Below are 23,840 nucleotides of genomic sequence, written 5' to 3'. Positions count from 1 at the left end.
ATATAAAAAATCGTATCTCTTTTCCCATTTCACTTCAACTTATTTATTCCTTTTTCAACCATTTTGCAAACCTGTAAAGGAAAATTTACTTTACATTACAAGCATCCACCTATAAACTATGGTAAATGAGGTGAACCTAATGAAAAACAGAAGACATTTAATTGCACTGGATTTGGATGGTACACTTTTGACGGATATGAAACTGATTAGCGAACGTACGAAAGAAACCTTATTAGCAGCTATGGAACAGGGTCATATTGTAGTTATTGCCACCGGCAGACCGCATCGGGCAAGTATGGAGTTTTATGAAGCGTTGGGGCTGAATACCCCAATGGTTAATTTTAATGGAGCTTTAATTCATCATCCGAAAGATGATAAGTGGCATGCCCTTCATAACCCAATGCCCGTAAATACCGCACATCAGATCATTGATGCCTGTTACGAATTGGATGTAAATAATATTCTCGCTGAAGTCATGGACCAGGTATACCTGGATCAATATAATCAGCAGATCATTGATATTTTCCAAGCAAACCCGGAACATTCTCCATTTAAGATCGGTAATTTAAAAAGTAACTTGTCGGAAGACCCGACTTCCGTACTCATCCATCCAAGGGAGGATCATATCATTGAGCTCAGAAGCCATTTGGATGATTTCCACGCAGAATTGATTGAACATAGGAAATGGGGAGCACCTTGGAATATCATAGAAATTGTAAAAAAAGGTATGAACAAGGCTGTCGGATTGCATAAAATTGCTAAATACTTCGATATTCCCCAGGAACGCATTATTGCTTTTGGGGATGAAGATAATGATCTGGAAATGATCGATTATGCAGGAGTCGGGGTGGCTATGGGAAATGCCATTGATGAACTTAAATCCATTGCCAAACATGTAACAGACACAAATGAAGCAAATGGGGTCGGAAATTTCCTTGACCAATATTTGAATCTTCAGGAAAAGTCACCTTCATTTTACAAAGCTGATTTGTACAAATAATCCTTTACGTTTTCAGTCACATACATTTGTCTTTTCCCGCTATGCTTAGGTCAATGCTTTGTCTGGCAATAATTACTTGCTATAGGAATTCTGCATTCATTCATACTAATAGTGAACGTAAATTGCGTTCACTTTTTTCACGGATTAAAAGCATCCGATTTGATTATGTGCTGTCTCAATTAGGTCAGGCTTTCCCCAAGTTTCTCCACTGCCTGACAAGTGTAGTTTCATTCCATGTGAAGGAGGAATCATCGTGGGAAAGAAGAGTAAGTCAAAGCGATTTAGTCAACAGAGCGCTGATTCTATCAAGAAACATGATGAACGGTTTCCTTACAGATCAACTTTTTCTGATGCAGAGCGTAAACGTGAGGAAGCAGATCACCATACTGTAGGAGGGTTTTAAGTTGCAAAACAATAACAACAACTTATTTCAACAGGCCAGAGACGCTGTCACAAACTTCATGAATAACCAAAACAGCCAGGCAAATGCCCAGGATAAACAGGCTGTACAAAATGCTATTCAGTCAGCCTATAACCAGGCAACACCTGAAGAAAAGCAGCAATTGCAACAGCTGGAAAATCAACTGAGGCAGCACAACGAAATGCAATAACCTCTGCACTACTGCTGTCGGCAATTTCCACTTCATTTGTTGATGAAACGGGTTTGCTATAACAGCAGCAGAGACTGTGACATAACAGTTTTATTGGAGAAAAAGCCTAACAAACCACTTGCCCAGCTTCGGGAATATACGGAGACTCCTTGAAAATGCTATGCATTTTCTCACGAAGATGTAATGCTGTCGAAGCTTTACTTGTCCAGCAGGATAAAAGGCATCGATGAGATCCCAATGATGGCCATTAAAAACGCCCTTTGCAGGCAACGTCGGCAGCATATACCTTGCAGGGGCAAGGACGCTCGTCAGCTACTGCGGCAAAGTAGACACTAAGAAAACGACCAATGGGAATTTGATGATTGCTTTTCGGTGGGACGAGCATATACGCGCAGTCCCGATGTCGCACTTGTGCCTTAGGTGAAAGCGAAGTATATTCCCGGAGCGGCCGGTGATACTCTATCACCATGATTTGTTCGGATTTTCTTCTAGTCATTAAAGTTATGTCACAGCCTCTTTTCCTTTCACTCATGTGTCATATTCCAGTATAATTTCTTTTTATATCGTACTTTTTCTGCTAATATAAAGGGGAATAGACATAAGGAGGTTTTATTTATGGCAATTCGTGCCGAAGCAACACCAAATCCGAATGCAATAAAATTCACGACGGATAAACTAATCTTTGAAGGTACCAACAGCATTTCCGTGATGCCTGGAGACAAAAGCGAACATGATATTCTAAATGACCTGATGGAAATAGAAGGTGTAGACAACGTGTTTGGGTACCAGAACTTTATTACGGTTAATAAACAATTTGATATGGAATGGGATGAATTAACTCCCAAAGTGGAAGAGGTATTTGAAAAACACGGCTATTAATATACATAGAGGCAGGAAACTTCTGCTTATACGAACCTTAAAGGTTTAGAGAGGCATTTGCGGTGCCTCTTTTTTATTATTTAATTTTATACCATTTGACTGCACACTCCTTCTGTTTTCAACTCGCAAAACAATGAACCTACAAATAACGAGACCGGTAAACAAGCCTCTGCTTGCTTACCGGTCTCGTATCCATCTCTGTCTCCATTATAAATCAATTGGGATAAAATTAGGATTTACCATGTCACCTTCACTATTTTTTCCATATAAAACAATGATTGGCGGTTCCTCGTTTTGCGAGTATTTCCCGGCTAGATCGAGTGTTAAATCAAATTCAATCCATTCGGTATCGGATGCTTCCAGGGACACATGTTCTTCCTCCATAATTACTTCCCCCTCTTCTTCCACCCGGTAATAAAATTCATTTTTCTCCGTGCTTGCTTCTCCGGTTACACTCACCTGAAGATCCTCTGCTTCCACATCTATATTCCGCAATTGAATGGAGTGTGCTTCCTCCTGATCAGGAACGTTCTCATTTCCTGTATCTTCCGTATCTGTACCAGCATCTCCACAAGCTCCGAGAAAAATAGTCACTATCATTAACAGCATCATGTACCTCATATTTTAATCTCCTTTTTAATCCCTTCTAAAGAAACCAAAAACTCCGGTTGTCTGCACTACATTTGTAAATGCATTTGGATCAATTTCATTAACGATACGTTCCAAATCATATAATTCATAACGTGTAATCACAAGATAAAGCATATGTTTATCTGACCTTGTATAGGCACCACGGGCCGGCAGGATAGTAATGCCGCGAACCATTGTCTGATGAATCGCTTTCTGCAGTTCATCCGCTTTATGCGTAATAATCATGGCAGTAACTTTTTCATGACGGGTGTGAATAGCATCAATCACTCGAGTTGTTACATATAATGTAAGCAGCGTGTACAGGGCGTTTTCCGGTTCATACAGGATCCCTGCAAACGCGATAATAATCGAGTTTAAAATCATAAAGTACATCCCGATTGGTTTATCATTCATACGTGACAATATCATGGCTACAATATCCATACCACCTGTAGATGCCCCGACTTTTAGCGTCAGACCAACGCCAATTCCGGCAAGTACACCACCAAACACGGCGTTTAGTATAATATCTTCGGATAGTGTGATTACCGGAAGCAATTCCAGGAATAATGTAGTAAACAAAACGGAAACAACACTGTATACCGTAAAACCCTTTCCTACCTTAAACCAGCCCAGAATAGCAACAGGAACGTTAAATAAGGCAAGTAAAATCCCTGTACTAATGCCAATTCCCACAAAGTCATGGAAAAAACTTGATGTCAATTGGGCAAAACCGGTAAATCCACTAGCATATACATTTGCACCAATTAGGAAAAAGTTCAGGGATATGGCATTTAAAATTGCTCCAAACACAACCCCGAACATTCGTTTCGCTTCAATGAGAAACATATTTTACCTCCTTCCAAGAACTCCTAAAACAATAAACCTTATGAATAAATATTCCATACACGTATTTTTCCAAACACCATCCAATATAAACTGCATGGATTGTACTGACATGAACCTGGTTCAGCAATGATATCTCTCATTTTATTAAAAACTTAAGCTTATCGCTAAAGGAATGCTTGGAAGCAGTTTTGTTTTCCGTAAGCATCTAATTGTCCGGAAGATAAGCCTTGAATTTTGACTGAACTGAAGAACTGTACGAGCATAGCTTATCCGATTGTACAGATATAAAAGTTTTATACTTTTTAAATCTGCAAAATTATCATGCAATATTTTTTGACTATATTTGAATCTGGCATTAAACTTAAAGTAAATATAAGAAAGAAGGTGAGAAAATGACGGTTAAAATAATTGCAGATTCTGCTTGTGATTTATCAACTACACATTATAACGAATATGATATTGAAATGATACCATTAACTGTTCATTTGGATGATAAAGAATACAGAGATGCAGTTGATATCGAACCAAAAACGGTCTACGATGCAATGAGAGAAGGTAAAATGACAAAAACATCCCAGGTATCTCCGCAAACATTCAAGGCCGTCTTTACTTCCTATGCCAAGGAGAATCAGTCATTTATTTATCTGTCCTTTTCATCCGAATTATCAGGTACATATCAAACCGCGAAAATGATGGAAACGGAGATAAAAGAAGAATATCCGGATGCTGATTTTCAAATAATTGATACGAAATGTGCATCGATTGGATACGGACTTGTTGTGCTGCATGCAGCAAAGTTGGCAAAAAAAGGAGCTTCATTGGAAGAAATCGCAGCTTCAGGTACAAAACATGCCCAACATATGGAACATATTTTCACTGTTGATGATCTGGAATATTTAAAGCGCGGAGGAAGGGTCAGCAAAACTGCTGCTTTTGTCGGTTCCCTGTTGAAAATTAAGCCACTACTTCATGTAGAAGATGGGAAACTAATCCCGCTTGAGAAGATTAGGGGTTCCAAAAAGGTTTTATCAAGAATGCTGGAAGTAATGGAAGAACGGGGGACAGACTTCTCCAACCAAACCATTGGCATCAGCCATGGGGATGACCTGGGAAGAGCAGAGCAATTGGCAGATATGATCAGGGAGAAATTCGGTGCTGACGATATACTGATTGAAATGGTCGGATCTGTCATCGGAGCCCATTCCGGTCCAGGTACCATTGCTCTATTTTTCCTCAATAAGACTGATCAATGATCAAGGAAGAAGAATTGAACCTTGTTTGTGCAACGTACTAGCACAAACTGCCTGATAAGACCTGACCCGATTAGCGGGTTGGGTTTTTTTGTAATGACTTGGATCCGGCAATCGAACGTTGTTTGCAATATCCTCCTTAACCATCTTCCATCCTAATAGCCCCCCCCGCCAAAATTGTTCTTTTTTCGCCATATTTTAATCATATTTTATTGACGTTTCGCACATTGTATAGACTTAATTTGCTTCATAATAGATGATAGTATTATACACCTTACCTATAAGTGAGCTGATTTCCAATGCCAAGGTATATTATCCATTTTACATTTATCTTTTTTATCATTACTGCTATATCCGGTGTATGGATGAGAGCTTTTGCCTATTATCCGGATTTCCCGGTACCTTACACCAATATTTTGCATGGACATTCCCATTTAGCCATCCTGGGATGGGCTTTTTTAGGAGTTTTTGCCATATTCCTTATTAATTACTGGCAGGATTTAAAGCAAAAGAAGCAGGCCATTGCCATTGCTGTTACACTATTTATTGTCACACTACTCATGTTTGCAGCCTTTATTTATCAGGGTTATGCTATGTTTTCCATCGCACTGTCCACCATGCATATTTTCATCGAGTACTGGGCTGCTGTTTTTATTTATCGCCAGCTGAAATCAAATCTGGATATTCCCCATACAGCCAAACTATATATAAAAGGGGCATTAATAGCATTGGTCGTCTCTTCGCTTGGCCCGTATGTAATAGCCTATGTTTCTGCCTCAGGCTTGAAGGAAAGTGCATTATATGAAATGGCAATCTATTTCTATTTGCATTTTCAATATAATGGCTGGCTCCTGTTATTTTTGATCGGGTTATTTATTATTATCCTTCACCTGAAAAAAATTACCCTATCCCCACCAATGCTGAAAATTGGTTTTTGGGTTTATTTTGTTGCACTGTTTCCAGGTTACTTTTTATCCGTTTTATGGGTGGAGGAATTAGGGATCAGTGCAGGAGTTATTGCTGCGGTCGGAGGAATTGGCCAATGGATCGGAGTTATTTATATCATTTTTGCGTATGTAAAATCACATCGTGAAATCAAAAGTTTTTATTCAAAGCTAACAACTATTTCATTGCAACTCAGCTTTTTATTGTTATTTCTGAAAAGTAGTATGGAATTGGGATTGCTCTTTCCATCCCTTTTACCGCTCATTTATGATTCCAGAAGCGTAATTATCGGTTATTTACATTTTACCCTGCTTGGATTTGTCAGCATATTTATGCTTACGCAATATTTAATGCAGGACTTATTAAAATCCACGAAACTAACCAAATACGGAGCTGTGATTTTCCTGATTGGTTTTCTTCTCAATGAAGGACTCCTGTTTGGCCAGGGGTTAACCGAATGGCTTCAAGTACAAGGGTTGCCTTTATTTAATTTGGGAGTGCTTACAGCAAGCATTATATTGACCTTGGGAATCTGCGTATTATGGCTATCATTTTGCCGAAATAAATAGCATATCCAACTGCATTCCCTCATAGTAATATAGCAGAGTCACATCATCACGCCTGGTCTTGGCCAAGTAGGGAAGACATCCTCGTTGCATGCAGGAAAAATTGCATCTGCTAAACAAATACAGGGGGGATACGATGCTGATAAGTGAGCTGGTCGATATGTATCAAAATGAATGTAATCATACTCCGGCCTCCGTGAATGACTTACTGGATTACTATCAAAGAAAATACATTAATGATGAAATTGATATTACCTACTATAGGGAAATTTACATGTTTTTAAGCAGACAAGGTGCTATTTCTGCACATGAAAAAGTATCATATGCAGCCCATTAATGATTGCAGTTTTTGACAGCATACAAAAACTGCTTTTTCTTTTGCAGACTAAAAGATATTTTTGAGACTAACTCCAGGCATCTTGTCATATTGGCAACAAACGGTAAATACAGGCTTTAAAAAAACCTGCCGTCCGTCCCCTCATGATTGAAATAATAAATTTTCGGGTAGATGGAAAGAAATATTATTCTGTGAGGTGGGTAACATGTGTATGGAAAAAAAAGACGGAAAAATAACCCCTCCGGCCCAAGAGCAATATAAACAGCCGGGGATTGAAGCAGAAATGCGGCCGGAACCCGACTATATCCGGGAAAATTATAGAGGAAGCGGCAAACTGAAAGGAAAAGTAGCTTTGATTACAGGTGGTGACAGCGGAATTGGACGAGCTGTCAGCGTTCATTTTGCCAGAGAGGGAGCTGACGTAGCTGTTATTTATCTGGATGAACATGAAGATGCAGAAGAAACAAAACGGCTGGTGGAAATGGAGGGGCAGCAATGCCTTTTAATCAACGGGGATATTGGCCAGCAATCCTTTTGTGAAGCCGCAGTAACAGAAACACTGAATAAGTTTCAAAAGATTAATATTCTCGTGAACAACGCAGCCGAACAACATCCACAGGAGAACTTTATGGATATTTCCAGTGAACAGCTGGAGCGAACATTCCGAACAAACGTGTTCAGCATGTTTTATATTACCAAAGCAGTTCTGCCAAATTTAAAAGAAGGAAGTTCAATTATTAATTCTTCCTCCATTACTGCTTACCAGGGAAGTACGGATTTAATTGATTATTCCGCAACAAAAGGAGCAATTGTCTCATTTACGAGATCATTATCCGAAGCTATGGCAGATCAGGGTATTCGGGTAAATGGGGTTGCTCCGGGCATGACCTGGACACCACTGATTCCGGCATCGTTCAGTGAAGAAAAAGTGGATGGTTTTGGCGGAAATGCACCGATGAAAAGACCGGGACAGCCGCAGGATTTGGCACCGGCCTATGTATATCTGGCATCCGAAGATTCCAGTTATGTCAGTGGTCAAATGATTCATGTAAATGGCGGCATTATAGTTGCAGGCTGACGCATTGTCAGCCTGCAGTTTAAATAAGGATATGCTTTTCCATATAGTGGGTTCTATTCCTGCGCCTCTCTTTGTTTTTGCTTTCGGCTCAACACAATAATAGCTCCGACAAAAATAATAAAGACTCCGGCCACAAATGATATAAACACCCAATTAATCCCGGTGTCAGGCTGAACTCTAAATATTTCGGCCGATTCTCGGGCAAGCCCTACTTTGAATTCCCCATTAGCATTTCCTCTAACAGTATGATCCTCCAAAAATCCTCTTAACTGCATGCCTTCGCCGATCCCATCCAGGGTAACTACCTGGGTTTCCACATCATTATTAATGGCGATATACATTTCTTCTCCATCCAGTGTTCTTTTGAAGACACTCATTGCACCACTGGAACCGACCAATTCAAAATCTCCATGCACCAGGACGGGAAAGTGCGCGCGTAGGGAAGAAACCCGATTATGAAACTCATCCAAATCAGGTTCTCCGCTATGAAACGGGACGAGGCTTCTCGTTTCTTCGACCTCTTTACCATACATGGGCAATTCAGAACCCTGCAGAAGAGACGGAACTCCAGGCGAAGTATACATATACGTAAGAGCCAACGTCCAAGTGGTCAATGAATTACGGCCGTTTTCCGCAAATAATTGCGTAAAGCGTTCTGTATAGAAGTCGTCTACAAATAGGATATCTTTTTCTGTACCGTGCTCATCATACGCCTGATATAATTCCGAGACCGGATTTTCTTCCTTGGCAAACACCTCAGTTATTGCTTCATACATACGATAATTTTCCACTGCATCAATAGCTGGAATTTCGTAAAGGTGTTCCACTTCTGCTGCCGGATCCAAGACATCCGCAAGTAAATAAAAGTCCTCATTGATACCTTTCAATTCATCAGAAAGGCTTTCCAAAAAGGCGGGATCAGTCTGATCTGCAGCATGAAATTTAAACCCGTCAATATCCGTTTCTTCCATCCAGAAAGTTGCTGCATCGGTAAGAAACTGTTGTACCTCCGGATTCTCCTGATTTAATGTTACTGCATTTTCGGACCAATCTGTCGTTACATTCATCTCTCCCTGTATCCAATCTTCCCTGTCTGAATCTTGGGCAATTGGATGACTTGATGCAACATAGTTGGTGACAAGTTCCAATATTACTTTTATTCCGCGTTCATGTGCTTCTTCAATCAATTCATGTAAATCATCCATATCTCCAAACTGATCTTCCACCTCGAAAAAATCCTCTATCCAGTAACCATGGTAACCATCAGGTGCATTTGCCATGATGGGGGATAGGGAAATAGCAGTATATCCCAGCTCTTCATATTCCGGCATTTTTGCTATGATACCTTGAAGATCCCCGCCATGGTATGCATAAGGATTATTGACATCCACCTGGTCATCCCGTTCAAAATCACCATTATTATACCGGTCCACAAGGATATCGTATATGATTTCATCCTGAATCAAGCTTTCTCCGTTGGCTGCTGATTGTGAAGGGTGGTATGTCATGAGGATCAGTAGAAATATAAGTAAAGAAATTATAAACTTTTTCATACAGCAGAATCCTCCATTTGTTAAAATACTCTTGTTCTATTATTACGATATTGGCCAAATAGTCAATGAAAAGGGAGGTATTGTCAGAAAACCTTCATAAATTATCCGGAAGCCAATGGATCATGGGGCAAAAGTCAATTTGCAGACGTGAATCAGTACCGGGTACATGACAGAACAAGTCCATATTACTGTGTAAATTTTTTATTCCTCTATAATGTTATGAATGAAGTTTTCACGTTCATTCACTCATCAGCCCTATCAGTCAACGAACGACACAAGTGTTCTTTTATTTATTCACTCAAAAGACTTAACAGGAGACTCCAGTGAACTGGAGCCCACTTTCTCTTTTAGTTCTCCCAAATTTATTGTAAATTAATATTGTAAAAAACCACTTTATTTCCTCCATGTTTGTTTTTTGGTCGAAAACATTTTAGCATTAGGCATGAAAAGGTGGTCTTCTTTTTACAATTATATTGAGTTTATCACATGACAGAGGTGTGGAAGCATTAATAGAATCAAAAGGACGCCTCACCTGAAGCATAACAGATGAAGCGTCCGCTTTTCCTGAATTCATTACATCGGCAGTCGCCAGAAGCCAAGAATTAATGTGATAAGCAAGGCAATAATCAACTGAATCCATACGCTTTTCACAGGTTTGCCCTTGTTGTTTTTCACTAGAATCATTTCCATTGCCGCAATCACCCAAATGCCTGCAAGCCCTTTTACAATGGCTTCGGGCAGCAAAGCGCCCATTTCGCCTCCGCCAAAATAATGGGCAAGTAAATCCCCGCCGGTATACAAAATAAGTAAGTAAACAAGTCTCAAAATCATGTGTAAGATCTTTCCGGGCTTCGCTTTTCCCTGATTATACAATACCAATGCAATGATAAATAGGATTAGTGCGAGCACCCAGCTGGTAATATGCATATGTGTCATTCATTTCATCCTCCAATTTCATCCAAGGCTACGAACATCATACCATGTTCCCGAAAAAAATCCTATAATTTACTTTTCCAAAAGCAAGGCAGTATGATGAAAATAATGGAAGATGTGAAGCAGTCTATTCTTTTTATTTAAAAAACCTTATTCATGCAAATGCTACAGGTTTTAATATTTAACAAAAAAAAGCGAGGCTGGCACCTAAATATTTTCACCGAAAAAAATGTTCCAGCCTCACTTTTATCTATATTTGGATTTTATCCCATATCTACTATTCGTATTCTGAATGATCGATAAAAAACTGTTGAATAATATATATAATCAGAGCTAATGCAATAAACCCAAAAGCCCAGCCAAGTGTAATTTGTTCAACGATTAAATAGTTATTGCATAATTGCGAGTCAGCAAAAATATAAACAACTGCCATGAGAATAAATAATATACTAAGAATACCCAATACAACATTTTTACCAAATACTGAAAGTTTGTTCCAGCTGTCGCGTAATGGGACTCCTACAAGAAAAGGCCAACTGATAAATTTAAATACTTGCACTGCGGGCACCGTAAGTGCTTCATCCATGGCGCGCGGAAGCAACCAATAGCTTACAACGATTAATAATAAGATAATACCGGGAATACCATTTTTATTATATTTTTCAAAAAAACCAGGGAACTTACGCTTTAAATAAGGATACATTAACATACCAGCGGCCGCCAATAACGGCATTTGCATATGCATGTGTATCGTCATATTAAATTCAAACAATGTTGCTACTGGAGGGAGCATTAGAAATATATACAGAATTAAACCATATTTGGTCTGTCTCATCGTTTATTCCCCCACTTCTGTTTCAAGAATGGAATTTACCTTATCAGCAGCTTCATCAATTAGTGTATAGTCCATGACATCTATTAAAGAACCTTCAGGATTCACCAAATAGAATGCGGAGTTATGCGTGAAATGACCGTTGTCTTCCGGTATTACTATTACGCCAAATTCATTCAATAAATTGTCCAACTGTGCTTGATCCGGAATCCGTGCCATTCTCCACGTCTCCCCATCAGCTTCAAAATAGCTTCGGTATTTATCCAGCACTTCCGGCGTATCCCGTTCAGGGTCGAAGCTTATCGTGAGAAATACAATATCTTCGCCAATATATTCTTCCGGAATCTGATCATATACTCCCGCCTGATTAACTTCCAGTTCAAGACATACATCTGTACAAGAGGTATAAATAAATGTTGCAAATACATACTTTCCTTCAAACTCGGAAAAATCATAGGTTCGTTCATTACTGTCTTCCAGTGTAACTAAAGGAAATTCAGGTTGGTCATCGATTAATTGGTTGGTCCTTGCAGTCTCTGCCGTATAAGCTGTAAAACCGTCGGTACCAACATAGAAGAGTCCTATTCCAAAGAGAACAACAAGGATAAGGGCAATGGTATTATGTTTATTTTTGATCATCATGATCACATCCTACATAGATTTTAACCATAGACTCAGGAGGCGTTATTCTTTAAAGTGGATGCTGAGAAAATCCGGCTTGGCACCAAGCCTTTATTTCTTATCTGCCAAACAATTCACGGTGACTTTATGCGGGGAAAAAGTGGTGAAGAGATAGCCCGCTTTATAAGACTATCTCTTTTTCGACCAACTTTGTGTTCTTTTCAATCACATTTTACCAAGGCTGAAATGGAGGTGATCCTGGAGGTGCGTTTACAATCATATCCACGATTGGTATGACATAACCCATGGAAATGATAGCAAATGCTACTACAACCCAAAGGCCCCAGCGTTCTGTCCATTTCGGAGTTTCAATATCATTTTCTTCCCGCTCTGCAATTGGGAATTCTGTTTCTCCTTTTGGTGCTTTGAACATTAAGTGGAATACGATATAAGTCATTAATGCCACACCGATAAACAATAACGTTCCACCGATACCGAGCATCATGAGGTACGGATCCCAGCTTAATGCTGTAGCGTTATCGCCATACGTGGAGAAGGAAGTTCTTCTTGGTGATCCAAGTAATCCAACCCAATGCATGGCACCAGACATCAATAACATTCCAATGGTCCAAACCCAAGTTTGAATCAGTCCTAATTTATTTAACCTCGGAGTAAGTGTCCTCTTTGTCAAATAAGGCAATAGCCAATAAGTGACACCAAAGAAAGTTAATGCCACCGTTACCCCAACAGTTAAGTGGAAATGACCAACTACCCATAATGAGTTATGCACAGTCTGGTTCAAGTGGTGGTTTGTTTGAGCAATACCACCTGCTCCACCTGGAATGAATGCAATCATGGCAATCATTGGAGCAAGGAAGCGGACGTCTGTCCAAGGTAATTTCTTAAGGAAACCGAAGATTCCTTTAGCACCTTTTCTTTTACCAGCTCTTGCAAATACAGCAAACATAGCAAATGCTGTCAGAAGTGAAGGAAGTGCAATGGATAAGCTCATGAATACGTGCATGAATTTAATGCCTTCCCCGATAGCAGGGTCAATAATTTGGTGGTGGAACCCACCAGGTACGTTCAGTACTACCGAAAGAATAACAACTACACGTGCCAACGTATCATTAAACAGCTTGCCGCCGACAAATTTCGGTACTGCTATATACCATGCAGATACAGCAACCAGGTACCATACGTTAACAGCTGTGTGACCGAATGCCCAGAATAGAGTTCGACTGAGCATGACGTTTACTGTTTCTACCCATCCGAAAGCCCAAGGAATTAACATCGCCATTTCTGCAGTTACTCCCAGACTTCCAAGGAATAAGAGCAAGAATGCACCTACGCCGAAGAACGTAAACAGTGGTAAATGTTGTCCTTTATTTTCTTTTTTCCATTGTACAGCAGACGTCCAGATTCCAGCGGCTGCTACCCAGATACCAACTACCATAATGGTTAAACCGACATAAAACCAAGGTGATGCCTGCATTGGCGGATAAAATGTGTACATAACGGATGAATTACCTGCAATCACTGTTGCAACTGTTATGGCCACACCGACAAGCATTAAGCCAAGTCCAGTCCATCCCATTTTTCTAACCTTTGGCGAGAGTCCTCCGTGTACGTGTGAAACCCCCGCGTAAAAATATCCGGTCATAAATAATGTTGTAAAGACAAGGACTAAAAGAATTCCGTGTGAAGTCAACACCTGGTAATAATCAAACCAAGGTGGAAGCTCATATAATCCCGCCCGATTCAACCCTTGAACCAATCCTAGAAATCCACCAATAAATAGTACAATAAATGCTAGACTAAAGTATGTTAATGACAATTTGGAGTCTTCTGGACTAACGCCTAATTTACTTTTTGTTTTATCAATCCAACTGTCTTTTAAAGTTGTTGCTTCCATGATATTTTTCCTCCCTTCTTTATTTAACCGTAATCGTTGTGCTCATATGCTGGTGACCAGAACCACAATACTCATTACAAATCACTAAATATTCGCCAGGCTCATCAAATGTTTCGGTGATCGTTTGTATATGTCCCGGTGTTACCATCGCATTTACGTTTGTCCCGGCAATTTGAAATCCATGTACAACGTCTTTGGATGTCATAACAAATTCCACTGTTGAACCTGCAGGGATTTCAATATCCCCCGGTGTGAACGAGAATATTTGCAAAGTCATAATGACCTGGTATTCATTTTCACCTGTCTCGTATACTCCAGGCTCTGAAAACAATTCATGTTCATCTACTTTTTGCGGATCAATTGTTTCCGTACCGCTTGGCGGCCCCATTCCCAAAGCAAATCCTTGATAACCTGTAATTACCATAGAAAGAACAAGCACACCGACACTGATTACTAACCAAATTTCTTCTTGACGTGGCATTTTCATATTTTAACCCTCCCTATAATCTGATCATATAAATTGCAAGCAGTAATACAATAAATGCGACTATTCCTCCGCCTACAAATAACAAGGCTGAATATAAAGCTGATTTTAGAGCATCCTGCTCTTCTTGTACTTCCATTTCCTGTTCCGGTTGCTTTCCAAGGTTTGTTTCCATTCAAGTCAACCTCCCTTTCGATTTCTTAACTCTATAATAATTTGAATTTGGTTTTCGAGAAGTGAACTAAATCACATGTGGGGAAAAAAATAAAATAGGATCTATTATGGTTTTTCACAATTTGTTCACTATTTATCAGCGGGGTAAAAATAGTGTAAACCTTGATATGAAAGGGGTTATAGCTTGTTTTATTTTTAAAAGGAAATAAAAGGAATTTAATTTATCCTATTTCCACTATAATTGCAGTGGATAACATGACAAAAATATGAACAGTGGTGTTACTTTTAAACTGAAAATGTGTAAATATGGAGGGAAAAGTGGATGAAAAACTTTAAGCGAAGTGAAATAAAGATGGAGACTTTTTAAAGACAACAATGGTTTTCGTAATCATACATTGTTAAAAAATATTTTATGTAACACCCGTCACATTTTGACATACCAAAAGCCAACCCCCAAACAGAAGGTTGGCTTCAATAACTTACTCTCCTGGCACTTCCAATAATAGCTGTCCGGAAAAGAAATATAAATAAGCTTCTTTTACAGGCTGTCTCCATATTTGTTCCACGGCTTGTCGGTACAGATTGAGCTGTGTTTCATAGCGTTTAATCAAACTTGCTTTCATCTCTGTATCCGTCTCTTCGGGAATGGCATCTGTTTTATAATCCAAAATGATCCACCCATCATCTTTCGGGATTAGGCAGTCAATGACACCCTGAATCAGCACCTGTTCTTCCGTGTCTGCAGTTAAACCGGCATAAACTTCATTTGCCGGCAAAGTAAGGCTGAATGGAACTTCACGGTACACCGGCTCAACTTCTCTCATGTATTCAGAGATCGGCGTCGTGAAAAATGAGGCTATGGCTGAATGATCTATGATGGCTGCCTGTTCCTCTGTTAAAATCTCCTTTTCTTTCAAGCTCTCTACAAAGGCTGCAATTTCTTCTTCCTTTAAGGCTTTCTCCATTGGTATATGCTGCATGACCGTGTGCATTGCTGTACCTTTTTCCGCCGATGTAATGGTCTTTTCCTTCTGCATGAAATTCGGACGTTTTACAATGGGGGCCTTATATTGCTGAACAAGCTGATCCGCACTGTATTCGTCCTTGATTTCCCGTTGTCTTTTTATTTCGGTTACGGTTTGTTTTGCCCTTAATTTTGTCGCTTCTTTTAATGCATATTCAAAGGATAGACGATGATCCACCTTTCTTTCCAGGTTTTCATCGGAAACGGGAGCTTTCTTCCAATTGACGATCACATCTCTTAAGTTTTCATGTTTTTCCTTCCGGGATTCATCCAAATTGGCAAGTTCACTTCCATGCATAACGGAAACGTCCCATTTGGAGGGATCCAGATTGATTTCATTTAAACCAGAGATTAATTGTTCTTCGCTGCGGAGTACATCATTATCCTTATGCCGAATCAGTGCAGGTCCCACCCAATCCAGATAGGTTTTGGATTCCATCCGAAAATGTGCCGGCAGCACCCATTCTCCATGATCCATCATTCTTTCCCACTTTTTCAGCTTATCTTCCAAGGAATTGACATTACCAACCATGACGAGTTTTTCTTTGGCTCTTGTTAATGCTACATATAAAACACGCATTTCTTCAGATAAAAGCTCCCGCTTCTTTTCCTGTTTTAACGCATGGTAAAAAAGCGTCGGATACGTAATGCGTTTTACCGGATCAATGTACTTGGAGGCAAATCCCATTTCCTTATGAAGTAAATATTGCTGATTTAAATCCATTAAATTGAATTGTTTATCCATCGCTCCCATCATGACCACCGGAAATTCCAGTCCCTTACTCTTATGAATGGTCATAATTCTTACTACATCTTCCTGTTCGCTCAGGGCTCTTGCGGCACCAAGATCATCATTGTTTTCCTCCATCCGTTCAATAAAGCGCAGGAAACGAAACAGTCCGCGGAATGATGTTTCTTCATACGTCCTCGCCCGATCGTACAATGCACGAAGATTAGCCTGGCGTTGACGCCCTCCCGGCATCCCGCCGACAAAATCGTAGTAGCCGGTCTCCATATAAATATGCCAAATTAATTCCGACAATGCCCCTTGCCTGGAAGCAAAACGGAATTTCTCCAATTTTTCTAAAAAGCTGGTGATTTTATCTGCCGAATTATCCTGATTAATCTTTATATATTTTTTCAGTGCATCATAATAATAGGAGCCTCTTTCCGCCAGCCGGACTGCTGCCAGTTCTTCCTCATTTAATCCGGCAATCGGAGAACGCAATACCGAAGCGAGTGGAATATCCTGCCTTGGATTATCAATTACTTTCAGAAAACTGATCATAACTTTTACTTCGATAGCATCAAAATATCCGGTGGAGAGCTCTGCATAAACGGGTATCCCCTGTTTTTTCAGTTCTTCCACGATAACCGGGCCCCAATTACTCATGGCACGAAGTAAGATGACAGCATCCCGGTATTGAAAGTCCCGCTGCATGCCAGTTGCTTTATCTACCACCTGCAGCGGCTTACCACCCTTTTGTCCTATCCAGGTTTTTATTTTTTCTGCAAAGACACGAGCTTCAAGCTGAGCCTTTTCCAAATCCTGATAATCCTCTTCTTCCTCTGAAACTGGTGTATTTTCTTCAGCTTCTCTGTCAATAATGACAAGTTCCGGATTTGGGTTGACATATGGCATCTCATCATACGTTTTATTACCATAAATTAATTCAGCATCTTCATCATAGTCAATTTCCCCCAGTTCCTGATCCAAAATTTGCCGAAAAATATAGTTTGCCCCCGTCAATACATGTTCCCTGCTGCGGAAATTCCGTGCGAGATCAATTCTTTCTGCGGGACTGGCAGCTTCGGCAAAACTTCTGTACTTTTGAATAAATAAATTTGGTTCTGCATGCCGGAAACGATAAATGCTTTGTTTTACATCACCAACCATAAACATATTTCCCGGTCCGGACCTGTCGCTGATTAAGGTTAAAAGTGTTTCCTGCACCAGATTTGTATCCTGGTATTCATCAATCAATAATTCGCTGAATTTATCCCTATAATAACGGGCTACTTTGGACGGCACCAGTTTGTCACTTGTGGCACTATCATCCAAAAACAGTTCCAGACAATAATGCTCCAAATCGGAAAAGTCCACGATGGCCTTTTCTTTTTTCATGCTGGTAAATTGGTCTTTGAAGGTTTTTACAAGTGATGTCAGCTTTTCGACAACCGGCGCCATTTCCTGCATATCTTCCACATGGCTGGACAGATTTCGCTTAAACCACTGATCTTTCATTTTATTCCAACGTTTCTTATAGCTGTCTCTCAGGTTTTTCACCTTTTCTTTCTTCCGTTCGTCGCATTCCATTTTTTTGCCTGATAACCTGACGAAAGTGCTGGAAGACATGTATTCCTGCAAGTCATCCCAGTTATCCAGGAGATCCAAGGCACCCTGCAAACCGGCAAGATCCTTTTCAATAGTATCTATATAGTGATAGGGTCCATCTGCTTCATTTGCTATATTCATTGCCAGCTGCATTTCATCGTGTAGCGCGGCAAATTGGCTCCGGACTTCTCTTTTTATAATCTCGAGCCAGGCCAGCTCCGATTCCTTCCATTCCTCTTTAATGTCATATGCTGTGGCAAGGTCATCCAGCCAGGCGTCCGGCCACGGGTTCTGAATGGCAAAATGATACAATGACAGAATTAATTCTTCAACAGCCGCATCACTCCGGTCATTGGAGAAACGATCCACTACATCGAAAAATCCTTCCTGTTCTATATCATCTGCCCCGTACCACTTCTCAAACAAATCCTCCATAACTTCCTGCTTCAACAGGTCTGCTTCCATTTCGTTTGCAATCCGAAAAGCAGGGTCCAAATCCAATAAATAGGCGTGCTGCTTAACAACATCCAGGCAAAAGGAGTGCAAGGTGGAAATAGAAGCACGCTGAAGCAGGGATAACTGTTTTTTTAAATGAATGGATGTTGGATCGGCTGCGACCGCGTTCTCCAGGGCAGCACCGACCCGGTTACGCATTTCCTGGGCGGCAGCATTCGTAAATGTTACGACAAGCAGGCTGTCAATATCCACCGGGTTTTCCTTATTTAATAGTTTTTGAATGATTCGCTCCACAAGAACCGCTGTTTTTCCCGATCCCGCTGCCGCAGCGACAAGCACATCCTTCCCTGATGTATAGATGGCTGCTTCCTGTTCTTTTGTCCATTGAACCATTATTTTTCCCTCCCTTCAGCTATTTTTTTTAAGATCTCATCATCTTTCATATCTGCTAATTGATGGTAATTATTTTCATCCAATGACGGGTCAAATTGACAGACGGAATGAAACGGACAAAAAGTGCATGCGATATGCTGCTTATGTTTATACGGATTTAAATGAACGTGCCCGTCCGTAAAATCCACGCCTGCATCCACCATCAGACTTTGCACATGGGATTGCAATTTTTCAAAGGTTTCCTCATCCGCAATTTTGGAGTTATAAAACCCGCCCGCTTTTTTAATGGCTGCAGGTACAATTTGGCTGTATCCCTGCTCCAGGTTGGTATCCATCATTTTTACCGCTTCTTCATCAGACAAAAGCAGCCCGTCCATTTTAAACTTCTTGAAAATCTCTTTTTCTATTTTTTCCTCATCTAATCTATCATTTCCGGAGATCATCGGATTATGCACATGGAAATACAATACCCCCGCAGGCGTTGCTTTTACACCAAGCCACTTTTCCGATTGGGACAATACAACATCCAGATAGGTGAGCATCTGCAGGGCCAGTCCATAGTATACTTCTACAAGACTCAGCCCCTTGGAGCTTGATTTGTAGTCAATAATTCTTAAGAGCAGCGGATCTGTATTTAATGATTTATCTACCCGGTCAATCCGTCCTCCAAGCACGAGTTCGTACCCATTAGGCAAACGCAGTTTCCGTGCATCCAGCGTTTGTCCTTTCCCAAATCCCAGCTCAAGTCCGATAGGGGAAAATTGGCTCTGCCTTGCCTGCTCACTTAGCACAAAGGCTGCCCTGGCAATGACCTGCTGCAGTTTTTGCTGTATATATTTATAACGGTTGGAGCTGTGCAATATTTGATGCTGCAGGACAGGGGCAAGCCGGGAAACAGCTTCATTTGCATATTGAGCCGTTTCCTGTTTGGAAAGTGATGCAAAATCCCTGTTCTCCTCCTGTATCCATTCAGTAATTGTTTTTAATGCTTCATGAAACAGCTGCCCAATATCCGGGGCGTCCAATTTATACGTTTTGCGTTCTTCCAGTTGCAGGCTGTATTTCGCAAAATGCTGATAGGAACAGCGGTAATATGTTTCCAGTCTGGATACACTGGCATTTACTTGTTTCGGGTACAGTTTCTCTGCTGTACCTGCCGATAAATTCCCCGGTCTGTTCTGATAAAACAAGCTCTGCAGTATTCTATAGGTGGTACTGTGTATCGTGTGGTTTTCCACGTACCAGTTTAATACATGCCACCATACATCCTTCACCGGATAACCTTTTCTATATCTCGCAAGCTGAGCAGTTAAAGCGGATCTTGTTTTCATTGGTGTTGTTATAAACTGATCTGCTTCCACCAATTCTTCAGGATCCTGCAGCAGCATATGGTCACAGCATACCGGGAATAAATCTTCCATCCGCTTAATAAGCTGGGATGGCATTTTTGCATTTCCCTCTTCGTCACTTAAAGGATAGCTGATCCAAAGTTGATCCTTGGCTGCTGTAAAGGCAATATACATATAAAACCAATCATCCAGCAGCTGCTGCCTGCTGCTTTCCGCCAGTTTGAGGCCATGTTCACCAAGCAGCTCTCTCTCTTCTTCATTAATAATTCCATCAGCAGGCGGCTTCATCGGCCAAATACCCTCATTAACTCCAAGCAGAAGAGCCACTTTAATGCCGCTGATCCGGGATCTGTCAATGGTGCCAACAATAACCTGATCCATGCTTGGCGGGACATGGGCAAATTTCAGTGCTTCCAATCCGGCATCCAATGTGGAACGGAAAGTAGCAAGTGTCATTTTTTCATCTCCTGCCATTTCCACCATTTCATCAAACAGCTGAATAATGGCATCCCATACCTGTTCCTGCTCGCGCCCTTTTTCAATTTCTCCCCTGTCGTCATATAACGTTCGCATTTCTTCCAGACGTTTAGGCACTCCAACAGACTCCAGCAGCATATATGTTATTTCACAAAATTCTTTTACCGTATTTGCATTTCGGATATCTTCGTCAAAACTTTGAAGGGCTTCTACTGCCTGCCAGCGATATTTATTGATTTTCTTTTGCATTTCCCTTTCTGCATCCGTTTGGCCCTTTTGTTCAAAACCGCGGAATCGCTGGAATTTCCATTCGTTTTCACCCAGCCATCGTTCCCTGGAAAGAATACCATATTCAAGCACATAATTCTCCAGTTCATCAATAGCATCATTGGTAAGCGGGTACTCTTTATCCGCAGCAGGGATAAACCCTGTCTTCAGCACCCTGAATACAGCGTCATACCGCCAGTTTCCCTCCACGATATCCATGGCGGAACGAATAAACTCAATGAGGGAATGATTGATCATTGTTCGTTTTTCGTCAATAAATACCGGTATATCATAGTCGGCAAATATTGTGGAAATTAAATCGTTGTACGTATCTGTTTGTCTTATCAATATCGCAATATCCTGATATCGATAATTTTCATCGCGGACGAGGCGAATAATTTCCTGTGCAGCTCCTTCAACTTCTGCTCGGGGATGTACTGCCTCTGCGATCCGGATCGGCACTTCCCCTTCATACTGCGGAGAAGGCAATGTGTTAAAATGCTGCTCCAAATGAGCAAAATAAGGACGATCTTTAAATCTTCCATTTGCAGGATCCAAAGCAACCGTATCTTCAATCCGAATGCCATTTTCCTCTGCCATTTGGGTAAGTACGTCATATGTTTCTGCCGTCTTGTAAAAAAGATCCAGTTCTGATGGCGATGTATGCCCGTCAGCATGATCCAATGTGAGACTGACAGTGACACGTTTACACTTTTTCATTATTGCTTCGATAACAAGTAATTCTTTTGGCGTAAAACTATGAAATCCGTCCAAATAGATTTCAGCATTCTCAAGCACAGCAGACACTTCAATTTTCTCAGCGAGGAGATGAAGCTGATCTTCACTGTCAATATAATTATCCTGCAGGGTGTAAAGTGATTTTTCATATATATATAACAGATCTGTCAGTTTATTTAACAGTGCGACCTCTTTAGGGTCTTTATGTACAAACCGGTCGATTTCTTCCATTTGGGCATAAAGCAATTCCGGAGTAACATTATAACGTTTAAATTCGGTGATGATATTTTCCAGTTGCTGCAGGAAACCCTGCTTTTCAATCGCCTTGCCAAACGTAAGCCAGTCACCTGTCTTCTCCTCAATAATTTTACGCAGCATCATCTGCGTACCGACAGAACTGATAAATTGCCTGGTGCCGCCGCCTGCTTCCTGGAGCACACGCCAGGCCAGCCTGGAAAAGCTGACAACCTGTGCACGGATACTTCCCGTTATATGTTCATCACGGAATAACGTGTATTCCTGCTGAAATGTCATCTGATCCGGAACAATATAAAAAATGGCAGGTCCCTGTGGATGCTCAAGCAACTTTTCCCTGATTTCATCCAGTGTTCTTCCGCTCTTTCCGGTGCCGGCCCTGCCAATCAAAAATCGGATTCCCATTCTGACTCCCCCCATCATTAGAAAACTTCACTTATCGCTAACAATAATTTTTCAAAGCGCATCCCTTACCCTTCGAAATAGACGTCCTCTCATCTTTTGGAAAATGCGTCAATTTCTACTAATTAAGTTCCCCGCATCTGCTTTCCAACATAGTTTCACGTATAAAAACTTCCATCTTCTATTTTACCAAAGATGGAAGTTTCGACATAGCTATTTACCCAGTGTGATACTTGCATTAGGAAGCGGCCAATAAGTCATACCGACTTTACCTACGACGGTTTCCTCATCAATAAAACCAAATGACCTGCTGTCCAGACTATCCTGCCGGTTATCTCCAAGCACGAAAAGTTTCCCTTCAGGCACTTCCGTTTCACCTGTCAACTCCTTCAGAGTAAAGTCTTCCGTAAAAGGAACAGCACTGCTTGCCATTTTATAAGAGTCAAGAAAATCCTCTTCTACATACTCCCCATTCACATACAACTGATCGTTTTTATATTCTATTTCGTCTCCCGGTGTTCCAATGACCCTTTTTACATAGTCGTCTTGTTCATTTGCTTGAAAAACGACTACGTCAAATCGTTCAGCTTCCTGCAAGTCATAAATTAATTTATTGACGATGAGCAAATTGCCATCATCCAATGTTGGCTGCATCGATTCTCCAACAACCGAATAATTTGCAAATATGACTCCTCTCAGGACAATACCGAGGATTAAAGTAATTACAATGACTAAGACCAATCTTGGGTAGTTTATTTTTCTCATGGTTATCTTCCTCCAAAAACCATTCTACCCTTTTTTTTGACGGTTTAATCGTCTTAAAGCCCGGCCCCGTCCTGTATTGACGTTTTTTTCCCGATTCTTTGTTCCATATACTTGCCGAACATCCAAAATAATATAATACATAATCCAACGACAATTGTCCGAATTGGATGTTGTGCAAAATCCTTTACACTTGAACCTATATAAGAGATGGAAAAAATCATCACTGCCTTCCCTAAAAACACTGCCAGGATAAATTGCTGCACAGTGATTTTTGATAACCCGGCAACGATATTAATAACAGCAGAGGGAGAAAACGGGAAGCACAAAAGTAAAAACAGCGGCCCGAATCCATGCCTTTCCACCCATATGGTCACCTTTGCAACCTGTTTATTATTCCGGATCTTTTTTAGCAGACGACTATTTCCCAAACCGCGGATGATAAAGAATACCAGGAGGGTCCCAATGGATGTACCTGTCCAGGATAATAAAAAACCTTTCAGCAAACCATAAGCTGCCGCATTTACCATCACAAACACAACCAGCGGCAGAAACGGCAGAAAAGCCTCGATCAATGGCAGGAAAAACCCCGGTAAGGGCCCCAGAGATTTATAGAAGTTCAATGCTTCCATCATCTTTTCATTTAATTGATGACTCTCGTGCACAGACCCCCATTCGGAAAACTGGATATTCATTATAAGCATGTAGCTAAAACCCCTTAATGT

21 protein-coding genes are annotated in these 23,840 nt (G+C 40.7%); 8 read left to right on the top strand and 13 right to left on the bottom strand.

Annotated features, from left to right (window positions below):
* The first annotated feature begins 139 nt into the window (after positions 1–139).
* The 4 genes from ACZ42C_RS01330 (at position 140) to ACZ42C_RS01315 (ending at position 2,490) form a co-directional block, all read left to right on the top strand.
* Positions 140–1,000, top strand: a complete 861-nt coding sequence (locus ACZ42C_RS01330; protein ID WP_461180226.1) for a Cof-type HAD-IIB family hydrolase — start codon at positions 140–142, stop codon at positions 998–1,000.
* A 253-nt stretch (positions 1,001–1,253) separates the two neighbouring features.
* Positions 1,254–1,403, top strand: a complete 150-nt coding sequence (locus ACZ42C_RS01325) for a hypothetical protein (RefSeq protein ID WP_461180227.1) — start codon at positions 1,254–1,256, stop codon at positions 1,401–1,403.
* 1 nt (position 1,404) lies between these two features.
* A complete protein-coding gene (locus tag ACZ42C_RS01320) occupies positions 1,405–1,611 on the top strand; it encodes a DUF3813 family protein (protein ID WP_461180228.1) in 207 nt (68 codons plus the stop codon).
* A 615-nt stretch (positions 1,612–2,226) separates the two neighbouring features.
* Positions 2,227–2,490 carry a NifU N-terminal domain-containing protein gene (locus ACZ42C_RS01315; protein WP_461180229.1) on the top strand — a complete coding sequence of 88 codons (264 nt, stop codon included), beginning with the start codon at positions 2,227–2,229 and terminating at the stop codon, positions 2,488–2,490.
* Between the two features lie 207 nt (positions 2,491–2,697).
* Here the strand turns inward: ACZ42C_RS01315 and ACZ42C_RS01310 are convergent, their stop codons facing one another.
* Together ACZ42C_RS01310 and ACZ42C_RS01305 are read right to left on the bottom strand one after the other, a co-directional pair.
* A complete protein-coding gene (locus tag ACZ42C_RS01310) occupies positions 2,698–3,111 on the bottom strand; it encodes a hypothetical protein (protein WP_461180230.1) in 414 nt (137 codons plus the stop codon).
* Between the two features lie 15 nt (positions 3,112–3,126).
* Positions 3,127–3,969, bottom strand: a complete 843-nt coding sequence (locus tag ACZ42C_RS01305) for a YitT family protein (protein WP_461180231.1) — start codon at positions 3,967–3,969, stop codon at positions 3,127–3,129.
* Between the two features lie 392 nt (positions 3,970–4,361).
* Here ACZ42C_RS01305 and ACZ42C_RS01300 point away from each other — a divergent pair, with 392 nt between their 5' ends.
* The 4 genes from ACZ42C_RS01300 (at position 4,362) to ACZ42C_RS01285 (ending at position 8,145) form a co-directional block, all read left to right on the top strand.
* The gene (locus tag ACZ42C_RS01300) at positions 4,362–5,222 is read left to right on the top strand and encodes a DegV family protein (RefSeq protein WP_461180232.1); all 861 of its coding nucleotides are present in this window, start codon (positions 4,362–4,364) and stop codon (positions 5,220–5,222) included.
* A gap of 296 nt (positions 5,223–5,518) precedes the next feature.
* A complete protein-coding gene (locus ACZ42C_RS01295; RefSeq protein ID WP_461180233.1) occupies positions 5,519–6,733 on the top strand; it encodes a hypothetical protein in 1,215 nt (404 codons plus the stop codon).
* A 133-nt stretch (positions 6,734–6,866) separates the two neighbouring features.
* Positions 6,867–7,067: a YppF family protein gene (gene yppF, locus ACZ42C_RS01290; RefSeq protein WP_461180234.1), complete on the top strand. Its 201-nt coding sequence runs from the start codon at positions 6,867–6,869 to the stop codon at positions 7,065–7,067.
* A 205-nt stretch (positions 7,068–7,272) separates the two neighbouring features.
* Entirely contained in the window at positions 7,273–8,145 is an 873-nt protein-coding gene (locus ACZ42C_RS01285; protein WP_461180235.1) for an SDR family oxidoreductase, read from the top strand.
* A 53-nt stretch (positions 8,146–8,198) separates the two neighbouring features.
* On the opposite strand, the gene ACZ42C_RS01280 is transcribed toward ACZ42C_RS01285, so the two are convergent.
* The 11 genes from ACZ42C_RS01280 to ACZ42C_RS01230 form a co-directional block, all read right to left on the bottom strand.
* Complete coding sequence (locus ACZ42C_RS01280) at positions 8,199–9,698, bottom strand: alpha-amylase family glycosyl hydrolase (protein WP_461180236.1); 1,500 nt, start codon at positions 9,696–9,698, stop codon at positions 8,199–8,201.
* A 573-nt stretch (positions 9,699–10,271) separates the two neighbouring features.
* Positions 10,272–10,634, bottom strand: a complete 363-nt coding sequence (locus tag ACZ42C_RS01275) for a YisL family protein (RefSeq protein ID WP_461180237.1) — start codon at positions 10,632–10,634, stop codon at positions 10,272–10,274.
* Positions 10,635–10,908: 274 nt separating this feature from the next.
* Complete coding sequence (locus ACZ42C_RS01270) at positions 10,909–11,466, bottom strand: hypothetical protein (protein WP_461180238.1); 558 nt, start codon at positions 11,464–11,466, stop codon at positions 10,909–10,911.
* A gap of 3 nt (positions 11,467–11,469) precedes the next feature.
* Positions 11,470–12,102, bottom strand: coding sequence for an SCO family protein (locus tag ACZ42C_RS01265; RefSeq protein ID WP_461180239.1), 633 nt, complete (start codon positions 12,100–12,102; stop codon positions 11,470–11,472).
* Positions 12,103–12,316: 214 nt separating this feature from the next.
* Entirely contained in the window at positions 12,317–13,999 is a 1,683-nt protein-coding gene (locus tag ACZ42C_RS01260) for a cbb3-type cytochrome c oxidase subunit I (protein WP_461180240.1), read from the bottom strand.
* Between the two features lie 19 nt (positions 14,000–14,018).
* A complete protein-coding gene (locus tag ACZ42C_RS01255) occupies positions 14,019–14,486 on the bottom strand; it encodes a cytochrome c oxidase subunit II (protein WP_461180241.1) in 468 nt (155 codons plus the stop codon).
* Between the two features lie 13 nt (positions 14,487–14,499).
* Complete coding sequence (locus tag ACZ42C_RS01250; protein WP_461180242.1) at positions 14,500–14,658, bottom strand: hypothetical protein; 159 nt, start codon at positions 14,656–14,658, stop codon at positions 14,500–14,502.
* Positions 14,659–15,136: 478 nt separating this feature from the next.
* Complete coding sequence (gene addA, locus ACZ42C_RS01245; protein ID WP_461180243.1) at positions 15,137–18,865, bottom strand: helicase-exonuclease AddAB subunit AddA; 3,729 nt, start codon at positions 18,863–18,865, stop codon at positions 15,137–15,139.
* Positions 18,865–22,356 carry a helicase-exonuclease AddAB subunit AddB gene (gene addB, locus ACZ42C_RS01240; RefSeq protein WP_461180244.1) on the bottom strand — a complete coding sequence of 1,164 codons (3,492 nt, stop codon included), beginning with the start codon at positions 22,354–22,356 and terminating at the stop codon, positions 18,865–18,867. Before addB ends, addA begins: the two co-directional genes overlap by 1 nt.
* 210 nt (positions 22,357–22,566) lie before the next feature.
* A complete protein-coding gene (gene lepB / locus ACZ42C_RS01235) occupies positions 22,567–23,118 on the bottom strand; it encodes a signal peptidase I (protein WP_461180245.1) in 552 nt (183 codons plus the stop codon).
* A 53-nt stretch (positions 23,119–23,171) separates the two neighbouring features.
* On the bottom strand, positions 23,172–23,819 hold the full coding sequence (locus ACZ42C_RS01230) for a TVP38/TMEM64 family protein (protein ID WP_461180246.1): 648 nt from the start codon (positions 23,817–23,819) through the stop codon (positions 23,172–23,174).
* Between the last annotated feature and the right edge of the window lie 21 nt (positions 23,820–23,840).

This window comes from Virgibacillus kimchii, assembly GCF_055379185.1.
The sequence above is the reverse complement of the archived record's forward strand: the minus strand, read 5'-3'. Positions and strand labels throughout refer to the sequence as shown.

Bases quoted from the DNA above. Each gene is read 5' to 3' on its own strand.
- ACZ42C_RS01270 (WP_461180238.1), bottom strand. From the start codon at position 11,466: ATGAGACAGACCAAATATGGTTTAATTCTGTATATATTTCTAATGCTC.
- ACZ42C_RS01285 (WP_461180235.1), top strand. From the start codon at position 7,273: ATGTGTATGGAAAAAAAAGACGGAAAAATAACCCCTCCGGCCCAAGAG.
- yppF (WP_461180234.1), top strand. From the start codon at position 6,867: ATGCTGATAAGTGAGCTGGTCGATATGTATCAAAATGAATGTAATCAT.
- lepB (WP_461180245.1), bottom strand. From the start codon at position 23,118: ATGAGAAAAATAAACTACCCAAGATTGGTCTTAGTCATTGTAATTACT.
- addA (WP_461180243.1), bottom strand. From the start codon at position 18,865: ATGGTTCAATGGACAAAAGAACAGGAAGCAGCCATCTATACATCAGGG.
- ACZ42C_RS01295 (WP_461180233.1), top strand. From the start codon at position 5,519: ATGCCAAGGTATATTATCCATTTTACATTTATCTTTTTTATCATTACT.
- ACZ42C_RS01230 (WP_461180246.1), bottom strand. From the start codon at position 23,819: ATGCTTATAATGAATATCCAGTTTTCCGAATGGGGGTCTGTGCACGAG.
- ACZ42C_RS01315 (WP_461180229.1), top strand. From the start codon at position 2,227: ATGGCAATTCGTGCCGAAGCAACACCAAATCCGAATGCAATAAAATTC.
- ACZ42C_RS01305 (WP_461180231.1), bottom strand. From the start codon at position 3,969: ATGTTTCTCATTGAAGCGAAACGAATGTTCGGGGTTGTGTTTGGAGCA.
- ACZ42C_RS01250 (WP_461180242.1), bottom strand. From the start codon at position 14,658: ATGGAAACAAACCTTGGAAAGCAACCGGAACAGGAAATGGAAGTACAA.
- addB (WP_461180244.1), bottom strand. From the start codon at position 22,356: ATGGGAATCCGATTTTTGATTGGCAGGGCCGGCACCGGAAAGAGCGGA.
- ACZ42C_RS01265 (WP_461180239.1), bottom strand. From the start codon at position 12,102: ATGATCAAAAATAAACATAATACCATTGCCCTTATCCTTGTTGTTCTC.
- ACZ42C_RS01275 (WP_461180237.1), bottom strand. From the start codon at position 10,634: ATGACACATATGCATATTACCAGCTGGGTGCTCGCACTAATCCTATTT.
- ACZ42C_RS01255 (WP_461180241.1), bottom strand. From the start codon at position 14,486: ATGAAAATGCCACGTCAAGAAGAAATTTGGTTAGTAATCAGTGTCGGT.
- ACZ42C_RS01310 (WP_461180230.1), bottom strand. From the start codon at position 3,111: ATGAGGTACATGATGCTGTTAATGATAGTGACTATTTTTCTCGGAGCT.
- ACZ42C_RS01300 (WP_461180232.1), top strand. From the start codon at position 4,362: ATGACGGTTAAAATAATTGCAGATTCTGCTTGTGATTTATCAACTACA.
- ACZ42C_RS01280 (WP_461180236.1), bottom strand. From the start codon at position 9,698: ATGAAAAAGTTTATAATTTCTTTACTTATATTTCTACTGATCCTCATG.
- ACZ42C_RS01260 (WP_461180240.1), bottom strand. From the start codon at position 13,999: ATGGAAGCAACAACTTTAAAAGACAGTTGGATTGATAAAACAAAAAGT.
- ACZ42C_RS01330 (WP_461180226.1), top strand. From the start codon at position 140: ATGAAAAACAGAAGACATTTAATTGCACTGGATTTGGATGGTACACTT.